Below are 18,727 nucleotides of genomic sequence, written 5' to 3' on the forward strand. Positions count from 1 at the left end.
CGATGGAGACATTACTCGTCATTGAAGATGATCCTGGGATCCAAAAGCAGCTAAAGTGGTGCCTGTCTCAGTATAACGTTGTGACAGCGGGTAACTGTGAAGAGGCGATTACCGCGCTGCGCCGTTTTGAACCTAAGGTGATCACGCTTGATCTGGGATTGCCGCCTGATGAAGCCAATGCATCTGAAGGGCTAAAGACCCTGCAGGAAATCAATGAACTGTGCCCTTATAGCAAGATCATTGTGATCACGGGTAATGATGACAAGGAAAATGCGCTAAAGGCCATTGAGCTGGGAGCACATGACTTTTATCAAAAGCCGATCGATGATGAAATTCTCTCTGTTATTGTCGAGCGGGCATTTCTTATCGCTAATCTCGAACTTGAAAATACCCGATTGAAGCAGTCTTCACTCGAAACTCATGGTTTTATTGGCCATAGCCCTAAGATCCAGCAGGTCTGCCGTATGGTGGAACGTATTGCGGTGACTGAAATCAGCACTTTGATCCTGGGGGAAAGCGGAACGGGCAAGGAAGTGCTGGCACGGGCGATCCATGAGCGGGGCCCCCGTAAAGACAAGCCTTTTGTTGCGATAAACTGTGCGTCTATTCCAGAGAACTTGCTGGAAAGTGAGCTGTTTGGCTTCGAAAAAGGGGCTTTTACCGGTGCCAATAAAACAACCATGGGAAAAATTGAATATGCCGACGGAGGGACGCTTTTCCTGGATGAAATTGGTGACATGCCGTATCCGCTGCAGGCAAAGATTTTACGCTTTCTTCAAGAGAAAGTGATTGAACGGGTTGGGGGGCGCAGGGAAATCCCTGTGGATGTGAAAATCATTTGTGCGACACACCAAAATTTGCAGCAGATGATGTCTGACAAGACATTTCGAGAAGATTTATTTTATCGGATCAGTGAAATAACCATTGAGAATCCGCCACTTCGAGATCGTGGAGAAGATATTGTGTTACTGGCGAAATATTTTTTGCAGATCGCCAATCAGCATATGCCGCGTAAGATTTCGGGCTATACCCAAGAAGCCCTGGCAGCCCTTACCCTGCATTCATGGCCGGGTAACATTCGAGAGCTCCAAAACAAGGTAAAGTCAGCGGCCATCATGGCTGACGGAAAGATGATCACCGAGCAGGATTTGATGCTCTCTTGCTCCGGGGTAATACAGGATAAAATGGCACTCAATCTCAGAGAAGTCAGGGAAACGGCAGAAAAAGAAGCCATATCGAAGGCGCTCACGCTGAGTGAGGGCAATATGTCAAATACAGCCAGATTGCTGGGTATCACGCGGCCTACGCTCTATTCAACTATGGAGAAGTATGGCATGAATGTTACGGATTGAATTATTGCTGCAGGCTATGTGTGCGAAGGAGTCTGGCCACTGAACCTATTGATTCGATATTTATAAACTTGCAAGGCCAAAAAATATGACCTTTACTTTTCTTGTGAGTTTATGTGGTAAAAATTTGACTCATGTTTAGCTGATTTGTCACAGTTTTGATAGGGGCCATTATGGATCAAGGTAAGTCGAGTATTCAGCATAATAGTGGCCGAAATGTGGAAACGGTGAACGAAGAAGAGGAGAACGTTGGTATAGGACCCCCCTCCCGTTTTTCTCGACGTCGATTTCTTCAGTCCTCGGCGGCCATTTCACCGGTATTTCTCTCACTAAAAAGCCATGCTGGCTGGGGGAGCGGGGCTGGTGGGCAAAACTGTACAATCATGGTGTCTGGAAATGCATCTAATCCTCAGCCATGTAGCTATGATGCGATGGGGCCTCAGCGTTGGAGCCGAATAATTCAGTGCCGAAAGGGGGATGTCTCATACCCGTTGAAACAGGCTTTAAATAACAGCCAAATCAGTGGGAATACCCACTTTAACCAACTTTTTCTCAGCCCTTTTTTTCAGTGGCGCACTCTACCTATGAAAGGCTGGAAGTTTAAGGTTAACCTGCAGCAATCAGGCCATGTTAAAATAAAGCGTATTCTTAATACTCATCACAGCGGCGGCTTTCAGCTAGATATTAAATTGAAATCTACACAAGGGAGTTACCCTAGAGAAAGTATTAATATTTCCCTTAGGCCCAGGCGTTTTCATAAAGTGGTTGTTGCTGCCTACCTTAATGCTTTCTTTTCCTCAAGTTTGATCAACTATCCATTTAATACCCGGCAAATTGAAAGCGCAGTCATCGAAATGATGATGGTCTTAGCTTCGACGTTAGCGGATGAGGCTAATACAGATGCAGGTATTAACGAACACTCCCCTGCTATCAAAAAAACCTTTAATGATTTAGTCAGCCAATTGAAGCTATGGGTGTGATAGGCAAGGAGACTCATGAAGGAAAGACAACCGACAAAATTTGTGCTGAACCGTGAATTCGTCATTTCACCGTGCACTTTTAGGCACCAGTCACGAGGCGTTGTTTTTAGTCCATTTACTTGTGAAGCGATCTTATGTGATATCTCTGTTGTGGAATTGCTGGATCGTTTGACAGCCACCGAAGATATTACCGATGAAATAGACCGTTACACCAAACAGCAGCCAATATCTGCAGCGGATGTTATCAAACAGTTGGTAGCGATGCAGATCTTATTACCCAGCTAAAGGATTAGCAGGATGCTCTCTTCTAAACAGCGATATTACTTGCAGACCGGTCCCTTCATCACTGAGGTGGAGACAACGCTCCCAAGTGTTCAACGCTACCTGCAAACCCATTATCAAGAGAGCCTACTTGGTGGATCCGAATCGCAATTTGTCGACTTTCATGTATCAATGACACCTGGATCTGCGTGGCGTCGATGGCTAAAGCCCCAGGTTCGTTTTTATTTCAACGGCGGTGAACCATTCAAACCGCTGCCACTTAATCAGGCGCCAGCGATGCTGGAGTGGGGAATGAACTGGCTTATTGCAAACTATGCCCATCATTTTTTGATTATTCATGCGGCTACCCTGGAAAAAAACGGCAAAGGGGTCATTATTTCAGCGCCGTCAGGTTCGGGGAAAAGTACCTTGTGTGCTTATCTGGTCTCGCAAGGCTGGCGATTACTCTCTGATGAGCTGGCGTTGATTTGCCCTAAAAGCAGGCAGCTTCATGCCTTGGCAAGGCCGATAAATTTAAAAAATACCTCAATTGATATTGCCCGTCGCTTCTTTCCTCCAGCGAGTTTCAGCGAGGAAATTATCGATACTCACAAAGGGAAAGTCTGCCTGGTAAAACCGCCTGCATCTTGTGTGGCCAAAGCTCATATCAGTGTGCCTGTCTCGTTAATTGTCTTTGTAAAATATTCTGCGGCCAAACAATGCTATGTCGAAGAGGTAGAAAAATGTGAAGCTCTGATGGAGTTGATATCTAATAGTTTTAACTTTGGCTTACTAAGCCAAGAGGGATTTACTTGCGCAAAGCAGGTGGTACAGGCTGCTGATGCTATCTATATCGAGTATAACCAGCTAGCAGACTGCGAAGCTGCAATCAGGAAGGGGATCGATGAAAAAGGTAACGGCAGTACAATTAGTCGATATTCTTCGGAGCCCGGTCACTCTGTTATCATTGAGCCCTCGTGAGTTGTCGCAAATCGTCGCTGAGGCAAGGTTCTACAATATGCTGGCGCAGCTTAAGCCATTATGTATACAGGCTGATATTTGGTTTGAACTGCCTGTTGAGTTTCAACGGCACGTGTTATCTGCTGAATGTACCTATACCAATCAGCTAAGGCTGCTTAAGCAAGAGCACCTACACCTTAGCCAGCTTTTTAATCAGCTTAACATCCGCTGGGTATATTTAAAGGGCGCTGCGTACCAGCTGTCTGGTATCACGTGTATGCGAGGTCGGCTCATGAGTGATATTGACATCTTGGTTCCTCAAGAACAACTTAAAATGGCTGAGCTGGCTTTAATTGAACACGGTTGGTTACATAAAAATCTGACTGACTATGATGATAAGTTTTATCGAGAGTACTCACAGGAGATCCCGCCATTAAGGCACTTTGAACGGCAGACAGAACTTGATGTGCATTTTAACATCTTGCCAAAGATTCTAAGTCATGGCCCCGATCCCGTCACGCTGCTTGCTCACGCTCGTTCCCTTGTTGGTGGAAACGGTGCTCAGATACTTAGTCCTGAGGCTATGGTACTTCACAGCGCTATACACCTTTTTCATGAGAGTGAATATCATAAGGGAGTTAGGGATCTTTTCGATATTTATCAGCTTATTAGTAGCTTTAGCCAAGATAAGTTTTTTTGGGGAAATCTAATAAAACTACAGGGAGCAATAGGGAGCGGTGAGTGCATGTATTACGCTATCCGATATTGCCGCATTATCTATAAGCTCGATATTCCCTGCAGTGTAATTGAGTATTATGAACAATTTAAACCGGGGCGATTGGCTTTTTATTTAACCGATGATGCCTTTATTAAGGTATTCCACTCGACATACCCAATTCACTGTAATTTTAGCGACCGACGCTATCTCGTTTACCTTTACTTTAGGGGACACTTAAAGCGTTTGCCTTTCTCTGAGCTTGTTTCGCATTTATTCAAAAAGTCTATCGTAAAGTTATTTTCTAAAAGGAACGAGAATGACCAAGATATGGTGATTTAGAAGCAAACGATAGTACTATCTTGGATAATCAGAAAAGCAACAAAGAATGTATTTGATTTTTGACCTTTACTGTCAGTTTTCTTTACAGTTTTAGTAAGGCATGAAATATAAACATAGCATTCGTTACATAAATCATTGTAATTATTAGTGATATTTTAAGATCAAGTTATGGCACAAAGCATGCTACATATAATTAGTTGAGATTTACAATAATAAGCGGAGATGAGAATGGCTATTTATCAAAAGCTGAAATCTACGTGTTTGGCCTCGTCGATATTACTCTTTAGTATCAATGTGAATGCAATGGTAATAGATGACTTTGAAACGGCGCAAGGTCCGTTAACAAGCTCTTCTGTGGGGGTTGGGGCAGCCAGTCAAGCTGGTGTTGCAGCGGGCATTATGGGTGGCTCCCGTGACATGCTTGTTGAGAAACTAGATGGGACTAGTAGTCTTTCTGCCGAGGTTAAACCGCTTGGGAGTCCCGTCAATGAAGGTGTGCTAGAAGTAAACATTGATTCTTTCACTTCAGGGTTTCTTGTCCTTACTTATGATGGAAGTAATGCTGTTGGTGTTGATTGGGATAGCGAACTAGGGATCGGTGCTGGCGTTGATACTGATGGCTTGGGAGGAATCGATTTTACCGAAGGGGGTATTAATACCGATTTTGTTTTCTCTACCTGGTTTGTCGATCAGAACAACCCTTTTACCGTGAATATATGGACAGAAAATAGTGGTAATTACCAGTTGACCTCTGTGGATTTTTTAACGGAAGGCAAACCAGCCTCTCCGACACCTGAAGACCGTTTTTTTTCTTTCTCCCAATTTTCTAGCTTAGGGGCTGACTTGGAGGATGTCGGGGCAATTCAGTTCATCTTTAATCTAGATAATAGCTTAGGGCCTTCTCAATATTCAGCTGATTTGACTATAGGCCTGGTGAGTGCAATACCTGAGCCTTCTGTAATTGCGTTATTTGGTGGCAGTATGTTGCTTGTAGGCTTTGCAAGTACGCGACGCCGCAAGTCTAGTGAAAGGTAAATGGGATGATGTTCATTTTAGAGCCGTCGTTCTTCTGTACACTAAGACTGTAAGGTAACCAATTGAAATACCAACTATGTTTGCAATAACGTCAGAGATCGATGCTTCTCGCCCTATAGTGAATTTGACTTGGAGGTATTCAAGCAAAATACCATGCAGCATCAGCAAGCAACACATAGGTAAAGTATGTTTTCCATTAGAAGCGATCAGCGCCAGCATCGCATAGAGCCAGTAAACCCCAATGTGCATCACTTTATCGAAATACGGTATTTTATATTGATCAAAGTTGGCTATATCCCCTTCAGTTTGGCTGGAAATTAACGATAGATAGGTGATTACAATGGAGTAACAGATCAGCGCTATCCATAAGATGGCTTGGCGGTTAATCATCATTATTGATAGTCAGCCAATAGGCTTTTTAAATGTTTGATCGGGATGGCATAGGTAATGGCGCTAGGGTTAGTTAATGCGGACTCGCGCCCCTTCTTGACTAATACTTTATTAATTACGGCAACCACATCACCTGTATCCGGGTGGTAAACTGGGCTGCCACTGTTGCCCGGATAGGCTGTGGCATCAAGTTGGTAGACAGAATACGGTTTTTGTTTCAATTGCTTTAATTGCATTGCTGTTAGCGCTTTGGCATTGTTTGCTGGAATGGCTATGGGACTAATGCTAGAGACCATACCACGGTGGGTGACAGGATAGAGGCCAAGGATTGAGCCGATCGGAAAACCGGTAAAGCTATACTCTTCGCCTTCCCGTACGCTATTGTTGGATAGTGTCACAGCGGGGATCGCCTTTCCCTGTACTGTTAGTAGTGCCAAATCATGTTGTTCATCCCGTATCACCACCTCAGCAAGACGGACTTCGGCCTGCCTTCCGCTACCGATAAAAACAGCAAACTGGCTATTTTTCTTAAGGATGTGAGGTGATATGACATGGGCATTGGTAGCAATGAGGTTTCCTCGAACGGCAAAACCTGTCCCGTTTATCGTTGTTCTTGGGGCCGAGAGTTTATTATAGGTTCCGATACCCACAACCGAAGGCTTTATACGCTCGATAGTTTCAGGAAGGCCCGCGATTGTCTTTGCGGAGTAAAAAGCCAATAGAAACACGCATAAATAGTAATTAACCATATTTAGATCCAATGCCTCAGACTTCCCAGGGCTTAGTGCTATTCGTTGTCTTGAAGCAGTTGCTTCTCAAGCTTGTTTTTAATGGATATGTGTTCTGAGTTTGAGGGTTTAAGCGTCGACAGGACTTCCCTGGCAATACTGCCTTTTTGGTTGGCAATAAGGCTCTCTGCATAGTGCAGGGCGACTTCGTCGTTGTTGCTAAGGCTCTGGTAGGCAAGGCGCAAGGGCTCTAGAGAACGTTGGCTTTGCCCTGATTTCAATAGGCAGTAACCGTAGGTATCCTGTATTCCGGCATGATTGCCTGCAAGCTTGTATGCTTTTGATGCGGATTGGCAAGCATTGAGATAGTCGTTTTTCTCAAGGTATAGCCAAGTAATATTATTGAGGGCAATAACATTATTCGGCTCGCGTTTAAGAATAGCCTGATATTGGCTAATGGCTTCTTCTGACCTGTGTTGTTGCTGTATCTGCGCAAGGGTCAGTTCAAGGGGGTGGGCAGTGGAACCTTGCTCGGAAATGACTTGCTTGAGGAACGCGATTGCTTTGTCGGGTTGGTTATTGATGACATAGGCAGCAGCTAAGTCTTGTGCCGTCGAAAGGCGCTGCAGCTTGTTGTAACGTTGCTCTTGTACTGCTACCGCTTTGGCTAATTCTCCTTGCTCGGTATAAATAATCGCCTGCAGTTTCAGGAAAACCGGTAATGATTTGACGGTTTCATCCTGTGAGTCTAGGACTAGCTGGCTTTCATCAAGCTTATTTTGTTTGATCAGCAAACCTGCTTTCATCAGAGCGAAACGGCTTTGCTTTGGAAAAAGACGTTCAGCCTTTTCCGCTATGCTTATGCCTTTTTTGTAATGGGTATTTAGTTCATGCAGGTGAATCGCCTGTGAGTAAGCATTTAGGTTCAATTCATCCATTTCAAGCCACTTTTCAGCAGCCGCTAACGATTTGGTATAGTTATTTGTATTTTTATAAAGAAGTGTAAGCAAGCGCCAAACAGTTGCATTCTTATCCTTATGGGGTAAATCATTCAGTAGGTTAATTGCTTGGGAATGGTTACTGTTCACAGCATAACCTTGGGCAAGTATGATCTTAGGTTCCAGAGAGGATGGGCTTTCATTGATCTGCTTCTTGTATAGCGATATAGCTTGATCAAATTGATTCGTACGTAGGGCATAGTTAAAAAGCTGCTTGGCCACGGATTGGTTATCAGGATGTTTGGTGGCAATCGCGATGACATCCTTAAATGCGTCATTTATCTGGTTATCAAGTGTTTTAAGATGTGCTAGAGCTAATGCGGCAGGTATATTTTCAGGATCCTTGTCCAAAACTCGATTGTACCAGGTTTTAGCTGCACCATAATCCTTTTGCAATTGCTTTGTCATACCTTTTAAATGCATCGCGTTAATATTTTCAGGCTGTGAGGTCAGCCAGCTCTCTAAAGCTGTGTTTGCTTTTTCCAGTTCCCCTCTTTTCAGGTGAAAATAAATCATACCTACATTGGCTTCTAATAATGTAGGCTCTATTTTCAACACTTGCTCAAGTGTACTTAATCCGCTGGTGTCATTGTTGGCTAGTTTAATGAGTCCGAGACGTAGCTTAGAATTGGGATCACTAGAATCAAATTTAGCCGCTTTTTCGGCTAAGTTAAGGGCAATATCATTTCGGCCAATTTTTGCAAACTCCAAGCTAACGTCTGATATGAATTTGCTATTTTTCTCTGATGATGATGGTAGGGCGTTCAGTGTTTCTATCGCCCCTTCTATATTGCCAAGTCTTAGCTGGGTAGCAATATAAATCTGATTGATATAGTGATCATCAGGGATAAATGAGGCTACTTTTTTAAGGTGTGTATTGGCTTGCTCTATCTTATTTTGCTTAAAGGCAGCAATACCCGCGATTATATGGGTACTAATATTATTAGAACCATACTGTATAGCCTGGTCAGCAAACTCTTTAGCCGTATCAAAGTCTTTGTTTACATAGCGAACGGTCGCTTTTATTTCATTTATTAGCGCATTGTTGAAGGATGCTTGTAACAGCTTGTCAACCTGCTCTTCAGCTTTGCTATACTGCTCGTCTTTCAGCAGGGCCTGGGCTAGGAAAAGCGTATAATGAATCGCATTTGGCGTTAGCTCTATCGCTTTTTGATAGCTGTCGGCAGCGAGTTGGTGATGACCTTTTGAGGTTTCCAGATGGCCTTTTAATAACCAGGCATCGCTACTGTCTTGAAAGGCAGCAATGACTTGATCGGTTGTTGATATCGCTAAATCAAGATTGCCTTCAGAGGCAGCAATACTGGCTTTGCTCAGTGAGTGATAGAGTGAATCCTGCCCGGCGTTTTCGGCGAGCTCAAGCGTGTACTTAGCCTCCTCCAGGCTACCTTGCTTTAACTGGGCGAGTGACTTTAGTGCCAATAGCTCTGATTTGACCCTGGGATGGGTGACTGTGGATTTATCGACCAGCTTACTAACGGCTTCATTTTTTTCCTGTGAAAGCAAGGTCCTTGCAAGAAGAGGTTCAATCATCTCGCGGCTAGAACCATTATTAATCGCTCGGGAAAACTCTTTTTCGGCACTAGCAAATTGACCATTTTGTAGATAGATTTGCCCTAGTAATTGCCTAGGTTCACTAAGGCCTGGGTCTTGCTGAATGGCATTTTTTAGCTCGATCACAGCAGGGCTGGTTTCATTGTTATCAAGGTAACCTTTAGCTTTGGTGAGATGTTCTTCAGCGGTGATGTCGCTACATGCACTTAGGGTGAGCAAAATAAGACTGGCTAATGTAATATTGTTGATTTTTCTACAGTTACTCTTATTCATGCTCATCCTTGTAATGTCAGAAAAATACCAATAATTTTTATCATAGACAGAAAAGTGCAATTTGACCGAGTTTGTTCGCCACTTTATTCAAGGCTTTTTATGATATTCAGCTGCTATGCTTATGCTAAATAGGGAAGTTACCACTTATAATCGTGAGGTGGATTTCATGGGCCGAGATGATAATTCTGTTCAATGTGAAATTTTTTATAATCCGAATAGAGATTGGCTTGAAAACGCATGGCAACAGCTCGAACTCATTGCCCAGCCAAATATTTTCCTGTCATGGCTTTGGATTGGCTCATGGTTAGATTGTTTTATTGATGACTTTTATCTTATCGAGGCAAGATACAAAAACAAGGTTGTAGGATTGGGAATCATTGTTGCAAGAAAGAGCAAATATCCTTTCAATTCAAGTAAGAATTATTACCTCCATCGCACCGGAGATAATGAATTAGATAAAGCGTGGATTGAATATAATGATTTCTTATTGTTACCAGAATTGGCTGAATTAACACGTAATGGGATGATGTCAAAAATAATGCATTCCTTAATTGGGAACGGTGCTTTCATTGTTGGCGCTTCCTTGAGGGATGTTTTTGATGGGGTCTCTGATCTGGGTGTTGAGCAGAGAGCGACATGGGAGACAATGGCCTACAAGCTTGATCTGGATGAGCTTAGGGATAATCATCGAACTTTAGATCAGAGTATGTCTCGCAGTGGCCGTTATCAGATAAAAAGGAGTATGCGAAAATATGAAGACAAAGGAAAAATAACCATCTCGACGGCAACAACGCCGAGCGAAGCTTTGCAGATGTTCTCGATAGCAGAGCCTTTTCATATTAAGCGGTGGGGAGATCGACTGGGTCAGAGTGGTTTTGTCAACGCTCATTTCAAGCGCTTTCACCGTACATTGATTGAGCGGGGAGTTAATAGTGGTAATGTTGTTTTCCACCATATATGCGTAGGAGGGGAAACCCTAGCGGTTATTTATAATTTTCATTATGGCAATACCGTTTACTTCTACTTAAGCGCACTGAATTATGAATACCAAGACAAACACTTGAAACCAGGTTTGGTGGCACACTATCTGTTAATCAAGAAGGCATTATCGGAAGGCATGGTTTGCTATGATTTTATGGGCGGTATTACCCGCTATAAGAAGACTTTTGCCAACCGTGAATCATGCTTGGCAGTGTTTCACTACCAGCATCCCCAGCTCGCGTTGAAAGTTGAAAATACTATTCGAGACCTGAAGCGGCGCTTAACTGCCGAAAGCAGCCTTCACTACTCTTGAACGGACCGCTAAATCGGTCATCGGGGCGGATGGTATTGCCACAAAAATCTTTGTTCTCTTGGCGAGAAAGATGCTGAAATGGCACGGCGAGTGCGTGTAATTGTTCTCTGAGCTCATCATTCTTGAAGCTAAAGTTACCAATGCTAGGAGAGCTGAACCAACTATCGATTTTTTCTCGGCCGGTCCAATAGCTTTGGGGTACAACATGATTGGCTGCTGATTCGGCTTTTCCATGATCTCGAAGTCGGATCTCTCCGGTTAAAATATTATTTTCGATAAGGGCATCAGATTGAGGGTATCGAAGATCAATACCTTGAGTATGGTATAAAAGGTTATTGTTTATTGTTGATTTCTTGCTTTTATTTATATATAGGCCTACATCATTGCAATGCATCACGATATTGTTCCTGATTACGGCATTAATAGTCTCGGCGCTTATCTTGCCTCGCCGATGCTGTTGCGCCATACCTCCGCCACCAAGCGAGAGCCCTACCTGCGAGCCGGCAAAGCGGTGGTGTTTAGTGTTACAAATAACAAGATTGTTCTCGAGTATTCCTCTTTCCGCCCCACCTTTGATAAAGGCCCCATAACTGACCTTGTTGCCACCTGACTTGATAAAGTCACGGATAATATTTCTGCTGATCAGCCAGTTGTTACCATGATCAACATTTATCGGCGTGACGGGGTTGCTGACTTTTCTGGGGCCAGTGAAGTGGAAATGGTTATTTTGAATAATGCCGTGATCAGGATAGGCATTGTTGTGTTTATTCACTTTTATTGCGGCATTGAAGTCAATGAACTCGTTATGTTCGATAACGATATGATCGGCGTCACCAACAACATGGATAGCATGCTCACAGCGGGCCTGGTTGTTACATTTTCCAACAAAGCGTATTCCTGTTATTCGCCAATACGGCTGGTTGAGATAGAGCCCTTCAGCAGTATCGAGTTCAAGAGTGACTTTTCCCGGCTTTAATGCCCTGAGTGTGATGGGTTGTTGCGCACTGGGTGTATGCTTGCTGATCTGAAGGCGTTTGCTTTGGATAGAGTATGTACCAGGAGCTAGAATAATATGCTGCCCGGGCGAAACATTTTTTAAGGCCTTGCTGAGTGCTGATGGATCGGAGACGAAAATAGCATTGTTAACAGTGCGGTTAGCATTTTTTGAGGGTGACCAGTCAGGCCCTACAGTCGGCCAGTAGTCAGGCAAAAATGGCCGCCAAAAGTAGTTGGGTATTTGCAACTTGTCACCGACGGCTGAAAGGCTATCTCCCAGAAGGGCAAAGCTGGGGTAGTCGCGATTGATTTTATTAGCGGCGATGAGGACAGCTTTCGGGAATGTTTCAGTTTGTGAGAGAAAGGGAGAGGTGAATGAGTAAAGGCAATATCCAATAAGGAGATGGGCGATAATGCCTATAACAATAAAATAGCGCTTTAACCCCATATATTTATTTCCCATCAAGCCCCTCATCAATTAGTAACCAGCCCAGAACTCGCAGGAATGGGCGAGATGGCACTGGCTCTACAGTAATATTCGTTGCAATTAGTATAGAGAATCAGTGGCAAGAAACTTCATCATGCCCATAAATAAGTAACAATTACCAGGAGCAGGGAAGAACAATGAAGACTGGGAGGACACTGACTTACAAGTTTGCAGTAAACGACCTGTGGAATGTATTTACGAGTTGCTTCAGTTAGGTAGCCGCAAGGTATCTAAGTGAATTCATGTATTTTAGGCCAGACTTTAGCTTCAAAAACCTTATAGATTAAAGGTTCTTATGGTTGTGAGTGTTTTGTTGTTTCTTGGTTAAATTCTTGGTGTTGTGCCATTATCAATTAGATGAAAAATTTGATGTAGCGTGTATTTTTTTGTTTTGACAAGGTTGAGGTTGAAACGTGATAGAAAAGGGATGCAATGAAAAGTCGATGAAAGTGTTAGTCCTTGGTGAGGACACACGCAGCTTTTTATCCGTTATTCGCTCATTGGCTGTGGCTGGGTACGAAGTTCACGTTGCCTGTTACAATAAGACTAGCCCAGCCTTGGCTAGCAAATATATCACGACGGCAAAATACTATAATTATCAGTCTTATAGCCAAGATGAATGGTTGGCTCACGTGTTGGCTCTTGTTGAGCGCTATAGGTTTGATCTTGTAATTCCTTGTGATGAAAGAGCGATTTATCCCCTTCACTCGGCAAGAAAGCAATTGCCGCCGCATACGAAACTGGCCGTTGCCAATTCAACAGCCTTAGATCTTCTGTTTGATAAGTGGAAGTCCAAACGTGTTGCTATAGCCTGTGATATTCCTGTGGCCCAAGGTGAGGTATTGGCTGTAGCCGACTACGATTATCACGATTTGGCAGAAAGATTCAGCTCGAAGTTTGTTGTGAAGCCCTTACAGTCATTCCGTAAAGCAGCACTAAAGCAGCGTCAGAATGTTGCCATTATCAGTGATCGAGCTGAATATGATGCGTTTAAAAAGGAAGCAGGGAGTGGCTCGTACTTAATTGAACCGTTTTTTTCAGGATACGGTGAAGGCGTTTCTGTTTTTGCCGTTGAGGGGGTTGTATATGCTGCTTTTGCCCATCGGCGGGTTGCCGAACCTAATGAGGGAGGAGGCAGCTCTTACCGGCAGAGTATAAAACTGTCCCCTGAATTGCTGGCAGCAGCGAAACAGATGTGCACATACACCGCTTTGACGGGTGTTGCTATGTTCGAATTTCGCCGCAACCCTGAAAGTCAGGCTTGGATATTGGTTGAGGTGAATGCCAGGTTTTGGGGTTCCTTGCCGCTGGCTATTTTTTCGGGCGTTAACTTTCCTCTCTATTACGCTGATTACCTATGTCATGACACATTGCCTCATACCCCAAGGTTCCATTACCGAGAGTGTTGCTACGCCCGCGCATTACTGCCTGATATTTATGAAATAAGAAGGGAGATAGAAGAGCTGAAGGATAAGCAAGGTAGAATACGCTCCCTTGTTTATATGCTTCAACGTATTGGTAGCCTGAGCCGGGTACTGGCAGGCAGAGAAACAATAGATAGCTTCAACTGGCTTGATCCTGGACCATTCTTTAAGGATATTGGCCAAATAGGGCTGCTATTTGTCAACATGCTCTATCGTAAGTACCCGGCACTGACAGTGTTCCGTCGTTACCGATCTCGGCGAAGTTTGAAAAGGTTGCTGAAGGTGAACCCGAAGCGTCGGATCCTCTTTGTGTGTTATGGCAATATCATGCTCAGCCCGTTTGCTGAGCTGGTGCTTAGCAAAGAGCTGGCTAACGTCTTAACCGCAGAACAGTGTGTATCATATGGCTTCCATTCCAGTGAAGACAGAAGTAGCCCGCTCAAAGCTTGCCAGGCCGCTTCAAGCCTTGCATTGGATTTAGAAGGGCATAGATCGAAATGGTTACACCAAAAAGATCTTCGGGATAGTGATATTGTTATTTATTTTGATGAACAGAATAAACGCCTGTTAGATGCATACTACGATGTGCATTTTTCATTTTGCCTTGCTGACTTAACCCCTAGCTATACTCATTTATATTTTGAAATTTCAGAACCGTACCTCCAGAGCCAAGAGGAAGTCGTCGATTGTTTCAAACTGATTAGAAACACCGTCCAAAGGCTGTCTGAATTTTATCCGGAGGTACGCTATGACAGCTAAACTTGCCGTGGTTATTCATGCTGAAGAAGAATTTGACTGGAATGGCGGGTTTAAAAATACCAACCAGTCAGTGACCCACCATCAAGAATTAATACAGTTTGTCGATGAGCTGCTGGCTGTAGGAGCGAAAGTGACACTGGCAATGGACTTTCCCTTTATATCCAGCCCGGGAGGAATGGCTGTTGTTGAAAAATACCGGGAATTAGCTGATAGCAAAGTTGAATTTGCTACTCACCTTCACCCCTGGGTAAACCCACCCTTTGAAGAACCGTTTATAAATAATGAAGTTGCAAGTGTATATTCCTACCCTGGGAATCTACCAGAGGACTTGGAACATAAGAAGTTAGAGGTTCTGACAAATAAGATAGAATCTGTCTCCGGAGTAAGACCAGTAACATACCTGGCTGGTCGGTATGGCATTGGTGGAAACACGGCAAAACATTTAACGGCATTAGGATATAAAGTAGACTTAAGTATAAGTGCTTATTATGATTTTTCAGAACAAGAAGGACCGGATTTCAGTAGTTATGGAAACACTGTCTTTTCAAAAAATAATATCGTTTATATTCCTCATACGGGTTCGATTATCTCTCCAATTAATTGGATTGAGAATAAGATGAATAGAAACCCACAAGTATATAAAAAAATGGGAACTAAGCTATTGACGAAAATGTTGAAGAGAATATTTTATATACGGCGACTTCGTTTATCTCCAGAAGGGTTATCTTTACGACAATTGAAGTTAATAACAAAGTCACAATTATCAATAGGGCAACAAGTTTTCGTTTTATCATTTCATTCGCCCAGTGCTAAGTTGGATTTGACACCTTATGTCGAAAATAAATTGCGGTTGGATGATCTAAAGAAGACAGTATTGACTTATATAGAATGGTTCAATGGATTTAATGACAGTCAGATGTTTCTGCCAAAGCAAATTTTGCAAGAAGGTGTTAGTAATGACAAGTCGTGATAAATTTTTTCTTTCTATTGTGAATCCTACAAGAAATAGACCTAGGCGGTTAAAAGGTGCTTGCTTTACTTTTATCTTACTCAATTAGATATATCGGAGAAGGATGGTGGCTGATAAATATGGAAAGGCACTTATTTATGGAGCCAAGTGGGCGATAGTATCTACATGGTACAATCGGCTTATAGGGTTAGCTAGTACATTAGTTTTGGCCAAGCTCCTGTCGCCGGAAGACTTTGGTATTGCAGCTATATCTTCTTTTTTTATCTTCCTATTTTTGGCTTTTACTTCTATGAGCACGACCCGAGTAGTTGTACTTGAGGAGGCGTTATCTGATGAAAGCCTCAATAGCCTCTGGTCATTAAATTTAGTCTTACGTGTTTTTAGTGCACTATTGCTTTTTATTTCAGCTCCGTGGATAGCCTCTTATACCAATGAAGCTAGGGTGGAGCTAGTTATCCAAGTTGTTGCTATTATTCCATTTGTTAAGGCATTTCGTAATATTGGGTTAGATATTTTTGAAAAAGAGCTCAATTTTAGAACGACAACAATTATCCTTATTGTTGTGAAAACTATTGGGTGTATATTTTCAATTTCTATTGCTGTTATATGGCAAAGCTATTGGGCATTGATCCTTGGTAGTGTGGTTTGCGAATTCACTGAAGTTGTCATTGGATATATTGCTTGTAGTTATCGCCCTAAGTGGTCGACTAGCCGATGGCGTGAGCAATGGCTGGTTTCAAAATGGTTATATTTAACAACAATATCAGGATATTTACGTTCTCGCATTGATGTAATGATTTTAGGTAACCTGCTAAACAGCCGAATGCTGGGTGTGTACAACTTTGCGCAGGAGTTAGCATGGTTGCCCTTTACTGATTTGGTGTCACCACTCCAGCGCGGCTTTTTTGCGGTACTTTCACAGCTAAAGGACGACCAAAAAGCGTTTAGTCAAAGGGTTTACCAACAACTAACCATACTGATGTTGGTTGTTTTGCCTTGTTCTTTCGGTGTGAGTGCGATTAGTGAGCCCTTTGTTAGGGTGGTATTAGGTCAGCAATGGTTAGATGCGATCCCTGTGATGAGCAACTTGGCTGGGATCATGGTCGTTATGACTTTTTATAATCCTTTAATGGTAATACTGATGGTTACAAAAAGAATGCCAATTCTCGTTCTTTCTGATTTGTTCATCGTTATTATCATCTCAATAGTATTTTTTTTCTTATCTGATAGAACGGTTGAAGCACTCTCTCTGAATCGATTATTAGTTGGTGTTTTATTTATGACTATAATGATGGGGCTATATGTGCTTTTCGCAAAATTAAATTTTGCACATTTACTTTATATAGTTCTGTTGCCATTTGTTTGTTCTTGGTTAATGTATGAATTCGTATCTATGTTAACTAACCATGTTGAGCATGATATTACAAAGCTGTTTGTTGCTATTATTTCTGGTGCCATTTTTTATGTTGCCGCAGCTATTGTCGGTATGTCTATGCTTAAGAGTAGGGTTTATGAATATTATATTATTCTTGATCATTTGAAAAAACAGTTTTATTACCGCTTTGGCCTATTGTGAGATTTGTAGGTTTTGGGTGGCTTAAATTGAGGTGTTGCTATGGAGTCATTATTATTTTTATTTTGTTTGATAATGGTTGTCTATGTTTGTCGCCAGTCAATAAAGCTCGATGACAAGCAAAAAAAGCAGCAGAACCTTGGAGCTGACGCCATAAAAGATTTGAGAGGAAAATGATGAGAGATATTGTCTTTTTGATTTTCTCTGCCTATTTAATTTTCCTCGCATTTCGTAGGCCATATGTTGCAGTATCACTATGGCTTTGGGTAGGGTTGTTTGTACCTGTACACTGGTTATACGGGGTTGCTCAAAGTATTAGTTTTAACTCGATTTTTGCTTTTATTGCTATTGCTGGATATCTTTTCAACATTAAAAAGAAAACCATGAGCTTTAATTTTGTATTTTTGTGTGTGCTGATTTTTTGGCTTTATACTTTTATTACTAGTGCAGCAACACTTGGTATCTCTGAGCTTGTATGGTTTGAGTGGATAAAGCTGTCGAAGATCATGTTACTCACCATTATGATTGTCCTGTGCATACGCGAGCGGTATGAATTTGAATTAATATGCTGGGTTGCTATATTGTCCATAGGTTTTTATGGTTCTGTTGAAGGGTTGAAGTTTATTCTCTCAGGAGGCGGGCATAAAATTTCTGGGCCACAAGGTCATTTACTCTCTGATAATAATCATTTTGCAGTAGCACTTTGTATGCTTATCCCTATTATCATTTTTATGTTTCAAGCTTGTAGTGAAAGATGGCTGAAAATAGGTTTGGTTGGAGTGTTGTGTTTGTGTGTTATTGCGGTTCTTGGCACCCACTCTCGCGGTGGGTTTATCGGTTTATTGATTGTTAGTGGATATTATTGGTTTAGATCAAACCATAAGTTAATTACTGCTTGTGGACTACTTGTAGCCATTTTTTTTGGGGCGTTATTCTTACCGCAGAATTGGTCTGATAGAATGAGTACAATAGAAACGGCTGCACAGGATAGTTCATTTACAACACGGTTGAACTCCTGGAAGATTCATACTTTATTAGCAATGGATAGGCCTCTGTTAGGTGGGGGGTTTAAGACTGGCTCTTACGATTACATTTGGCAGGAGATGGCACAAGAATTCGATACATTGGATTTTATTAAAACATCGTCACCAGGTGAAAAAGGCTGGGCTGCGCATAGCATCTATTTTCAGGTATTGGGTGATCATGGCTTTCTCGGGCTCACCCTTTATCTCGCCATCATGATTACCTGTTTTCTGAGGTTAGGATGGATAAATAGAAAAGTGAAAGCCATGAATGAGAAATACCGGTGGAGGTCCGATTTGGCTAGAATGCTTCAGTTATCCCTTATTGCGTTTGGGACAGCTGGAGCAGCTCTATCTTTATCTTATCTTGAGTTTTACTGGTCACTGGTTGGAATATCAATTAGCCTGATTATTTCTACCCACCAACTACTAATTCAAAACCGATTGGAAGATTGACAGACAGAGACGATGAGTTGTTTTAATGAGCTAAAGGTTGAATTTTCAGGAGGGAGAACATTTAGAGTGTGATTTTTTGCCTAATTTAGAACAAAAAAATTAGATTTATACTAACTTTATATTTACTAAAGCATGTTTAGTCA

15 protein-coding genes are annotated in these 18,727 nt (G+C 42.4%); 11 read left to right on the top strand and 4 right to left on the bottom strand.

Going from position 1 to position 18,727, the window contains the following annotated elements:
• Window positions 1–2 precede the first annotated feature (2 nt).
• The 6 genes from prsR (at window position 3) to AC51G0_RS23870 (ending at window position 5,642) form a co-directional block, all read left to right on the top strand.
• Window positions 3–1,352 (top strand): PEP-CTERM-box response regulator transcription factor, encoded by a 1,350-nt coding sequence (gene prsR, locus AC51G0_RS23845; protein ID WP_496304141.1) that lies wholly within the window; start codon window positions 3–5, stop codon window positions 1,350–1,352.
• A 170-nt stretch (window positions 1,353–1,522) separates the two neighbouring features.
• Entirely contained in the window at window positions 1,523–2,329 is an 807-nt protein-coding gene (locus tag AC51G0_RS23850; RefSeq protein WP_496304142.1) for a hypothetical protein, read from the top strand.
• A 15-nt stretch (window positions 2,330–2,344) separates the two neighbouring features.
• Window positions 2,345–2,614 (top strand): hypothetical protein, encoded by a 270-nt coding sequence (locus AC51G0_RS23855; protein ID WP_496304143.1) that lies wholly within the window; start codon window positions 2,345–2,347, stop codon window positions 2,612–2,614.
• A gap of 12 nt (window positions 2,615–2,626) precedes the next feature.
• A complete protein-coding gene (locus AC51G0_RS23860) occupies window positions 2,627–3,571 on the top strand; it encodes an HprK-related kinase A (protein WP_496304144.1) in 945 nt (314 codons plus the stop codon).
• Between the two features lie 37 nt (window positions 3,572–3,608).
• On the top strand, window positions 3,609–4,607 hold the full coding sequence (locus AC51G0_RS23865) for a nucleotidyltransferase family protein (RefSeq protein WP_496304192.1): 999 nt from the start codon (window positions 3,609–3,611) through the stop codon (window positions 4,605–4,607).
• Between the two features lie 228 nt (window positions 4,608–4,835).
• Window positions 4,836–5,642 (top strand): PEP-CTERM sorting domain-containing protein, encoded by an 807-nt coding sequence (locus tag AC51G0_RS23870; protein WP_496304145.1) that lies wholly within the window; start codon window positions 4,836–4,838, stop codon window positions 5,640–5,642.
• Between the two features lie 12 nt (window positions 5,643–5,654).
• Here AC51G0_RS23870 and AC51G0_RS23875 read toward each other — a convergent pair whose 3' ends face one another.
• The 3 genes from AC51G0_RS23875 to prsT are packed head-to-tail and all read right to left on the bottom strand — an operon-like array spanning window position 5,655 to window position 9,603.
• Window positions 5,655–6,035: a VanZ family protein gene (locus tag AC51G0_RS23875; protein ID WP_496304146.1), complete on the bottom strand. Its 381-nt coding sequence runs from the start codon at window positions 6,033–6,035 to the stop codon at window positions 5,655–5,657.
• Entirely contained in the window at window positions 6,035–6,781 is a 747-nt protein-coding gene (locus AC51G0_RS23880; RefSeq protein ID WP_496304147.1) for a S1 family peptidase, read from the bottom strand. Before AC51G0_RS23880 ends, AC51G0_RS23875 begins: the two co-directional genes overlap by 1 nt.
• A gap of 38 nt (window positions 6,782–6,819) precedes the next feature.
• The gene (gene prsT, locus AC51G0_RS23885; protein ID WP_496304148.1) at window positions 6,820–9,603 is read right to left on the bottom strand and encodes an XrtA/PEP-CTERM system TPR-repeat protein PrsT; all 2,784 of its coding nucleotides are present in this window, start codon (window positions 9,601–9,603) and stop codon (window positions 6,820–6,822) included.
• A gap of 166 nt (window positions 9,604–9,769) precedes the next feature.
• On the opposite strand from prsT, the gene AC51G0_RS23890 reads away from it, so the two are divergent.
• On the top strand, window positions 9,770–10,897 hold the full coding sequence (locus AC51G0_RS23890; protein ID WP_496302034.1) for a GNAT family N-acetyltransferase: 1,128 nt from the start codon (window positions 9,770–9,772) through the stop codon (window positions 10,895–10,897).
• Here the strand turns inward: AC51G0_RS23890 and AC51G0_RS23895 are convergent.
• Complete coding sequence (locus tag AC51G0_RS23895) at window positions 10,842–12,356, bottom strand: chondroitinase-B domain-containing protein (protein ID WP_496302035.1); 1,515 nt, start codon at window positions 12,354–12,356, stop codon at window positions 10,842–10,844. The genes AC51G0_RS23890 and AC51G0_RS23895 overlap by 56 nt on opposite strands.
• Before the next feature lie 467 nt (window positions 12,357–12,823).
• Between AC51G0_RS23895 and AC51G0_RS23900 the strand changes: the two genes are divergently transcribed.
• The 4 genes from AC51G0_RS23900 (at window position 12,824) to AC51G0_RS23915 (ending at window position 18,584) form a co-directional block, all read left to right on the top strand.
• On the top strand, window positions 12,824–14,563 hold the full coding sequence (locus AC51G0_RS23900; protein WP_496302036.1) for an arsenate reductase/protein-tyrosine-phosphatase family protein: 1,740 nt from the start codon (window positions 12,824–12,826) through the stop codon (window positions 14,561–14,563).
• The gene (locus tag AC51G0_RS23905) at window positions 14,553–15,533 is read left to right on the top strand and encodes a polysaccharide deacetylase family protein (protein ID WP_496302037.1); all 981 of its coding nucleotides are present in this window, start codon (window positions 14,553–14,555) and stop codon (window positions 15,531–15,533) included. The genes AC51G0_RS23900 and AC51G0_RS23905 overlap by 11 nt, the downstream gene beginning before the upstream one ends.
• Before the next feature lie 103 nt (window positions 15,534–15,636).
• A complete protein-coding gene (locus AC51G0_RS23910; RefSeq protein ID WP_496302038.1) occupies window positions 15,637–17,109 on the top strand; it encodes an oligosaccharide flippase family protein in 1,473 nt (490 codons plus the stop codon).
• A gap of 170 nt (window positions 17,110–17,279) precedes the next feature.
• Window positions 17,280–18,584, top strand: coding sequence for a putative O-glycosylation ligase, exosortase A system-associated (locus tag AC51G0_RS23915; protein WP_496302039.1), 1,305 nt, complete (start codon window positions 17,280–17,282; stop codon window positions 18,582–18,584).
• Window positions 18,585–18,727: the final 143 nt, after the last annotated feature.

It is taken from the genome of Photobacterium sp. HL06 (assembly GCF_059552575.1).